The sequence below is a fragment of the Enterobacter sp. V89_11 genome (assembly GCF_029967775.1).
GTDB classification, from domain to species: Bacteria; Pseudomonadota; Gammaproteobacteria; order Enterobacterales; family Enterobacteriaceae; genus Enterobacter; species Enterobacter ludwigii.
Genome location: NZ_JASCAN010000046.1, coordinates 1 through 2,143 on the forward strand (window position 1 = coordinate 1; position 2,143 = coordinate 2,143).

Annotated in this window: 3 protein-coding genes; all 3 read right to left on the reverse strand. The window is 41.1% G+C overall.

The features are described 5' to 3' along the window. Window positions 1-118: 118 nt before the first annotated feature. Entirely contained in the window at window positions 119-673 is a 555-nt protein-coding gene (locus QLG09_RS22280) for a hypothetical protein (RefSeq protein ID WP_244047860.1), read from the reverse strand. Beyond that, complete coding sequence (locus QLG09_RS22285; RefSeq protein ID WP_079231191.1) at window positions 663-1,547, reverse strand: glycine zipper family protein; 885 nt, start codon at window positions 1,545-1,547, stop codon at window positions 663-665. Before QLG09_RS22285 ends, QLG09_RS22280 begins: the two co-directional genes overlap by 11 nt. Then, on the reverse strand, window positions 1,548-2,143 hold a 596-nt coding region (locus tag QLG09_RS22290), incomplete at its 5' end, for a DUF2345 domain-containing protein (protein ID WP_282489425.1).

Here is a 2,143-nt window from a genome sequence, read left to right on the forward strand (position 1 = left end):
TCCGGTAGTTATAATCCCGCGTGGCGACCGTGCCGGTGGCAAGGGTGTGCCAGGTCAGATTCTAACCAATTTTTTAACTCAAGTTTTCAAAACGAGCCGACAACCCGGTAAATACATATTAACTATGAAGTATCAAAAATTCTCTCAATTCACCAGATATGTTATTACGCTCTAAGTATTTCGCTTTATCTTCTTCAGATAAAGATATCCAAAAAGGAGACCAGTAAACGTTCCACCACAGACCTATCTGTCCTTGTAAACTGCCCACTGATTCAAAATCAGAATATGGAAAAACAGTATCAGGAGCTGGCGGTTCAAAGTGCTCATTGCAGAGTTTTCTAATCAAATCATTATCATTAGTGATTATATCAAGCACTATTTGACTAAGTTCATTAAACTTATAGTAGTGTACTATTTTCTCATTATTGATTAAACATACCTTTTCATTTTCAATTTTTTTCCGAAAAAAAGACTCTATTATTTCTTCTACTTTATCTACATCGCCAGGTTTAACCATAAATCTTGATGAATATGCATATACATTGTTACTTTTCAGACACAAAAAAAATGGGTATGTATTTATCGATTTTGCCAAGACTTCAAAGCCTGAGGCTGAGTAAATATCTTGGAGATCATTTTTTTTTCTGAAAAAATCAATAAATTTAATTTTCATCTATGTAATCCGCAATCCAGTCCGCACCATAATACCCAGCACAGCCGAATATTATACCACCAATAAGTCCTGTAATAACTGCACCTGGACCTGTCTCCACTCCCACTGCCGCACCAGCAACGGTTCCTATTTTAGCTCCCGCGACGAATCCGCCCCAACCCCCTGCTTGTCGTATAACTTCAGCGCTGATAGGTTTTACACTTCCGGTCTTTATAGATTTTTCAGTGGCTTGTTCAAGATCATACGCTGTAAGAACTATCCCTACGACCTGAACTACCCTACCTGCTTTCGCCATCCCTTTTACTAAGCTAAGAGATTCTGGTGTGAAAATGGCTTTCGCAGGTATTTTCTCACCCTTTATCAAAATTTCCTTATCAACATCTCTTACATATGCTGCAATCTTATCAACACGTTTAACCAAATGTGGATTTTTAACTTTGTATTCATCAAGTGCTTTCAAAATTTCATCAGTCGTAACTAACTCTGCTCCAGATTTTAATGCTTTCTCGACGTCAATATATATTGACTTACCATCAAATCTGGGAGAACCGCCGGGAAAAACAGAGCTTGTAGAGATATAGGGTGATTTGTTTTTACCCATCACATGCTCAGCAACACTAACTGTTGTATCAAAACTTTTGGGAAGTAAGCCATACCGCTCTGGGTCTGTCTCTGAAAGTAATCTTAGTGGCGATAAATCCATTTGGGACAAATAAGGGTTAGATTTTGAAGCATATATTTTTCTTACCAAAAAACCATCTTTCCCAGGCTCGTCGACAATAATAAAGAAAAACGCACGAGCTGGCATTAACAAACTAGTTACGTCGTGCGTTGAATGTGGAATTTCATTAGTTAAAGTTGAATGCTCAGTCATCTACCATCTCTCCAAAGCTTGGACACCTAGCCAAACGGTAAGTTTGGATGATTCCTTTGAAAAAACGCGTTTGCACAGACCTTGATTATCGGTGACCCCTTTAAATGTTTCACCACTTTCGCTAGAGATAAAATACGGCACATTGGCCATAGGCTTACCACTATCATTCAAGATCCGGAATTGTTCATCGAAGAATCCATTCCTGATTAAATCTTCAACTAATGCCATTGATATTGATGACATTGCTGTTGAATGTGCACCAGCAAACATAGTCCGCTTCACCTTACGCAGATACGACGCTGTCGTACCGTATTCTATTTTTCCCGCCTCCAGCCGCAGATAGCTTCCGCCGCCGATCAGCGTGATACGTTTTTTTCCGGCCAGGGAGATGTCATTCGCCGAGCTCAGCGTCAGCTTCTTCTCAGCGAACAACCGCAGGCTGGCGTTTTGCGCCTGGACATCTATTGGTCCTTCTCCGGATTTGACGCTCAGTTGTCCGATCCGGGCAAAGAGCCCCAGTTTTTCTCCGGCCAGTGCGGTCAGATTGCCCATTGTTCCGACGCTGATATCGCCCCCGGCGTTGACGACCACGTTTC

Bases quoted from the DNA above. Each gene is read 5' to 3' on its own strand.
- QLG09_RS22285 (WP_079231191.1), bottom strand. From the start codon at position 1,547: ATGACTGAGCATTCAACTTTAACTAATGAAATTCCACATTCAACGCAC.
- QLG09_RS22280 (WP_244047860.1), bottom strand. From the start codon at position 673: ATGAAAATTAAATTTATTGATTTTTTCAGAAAAAAAAATGATCTCCAA.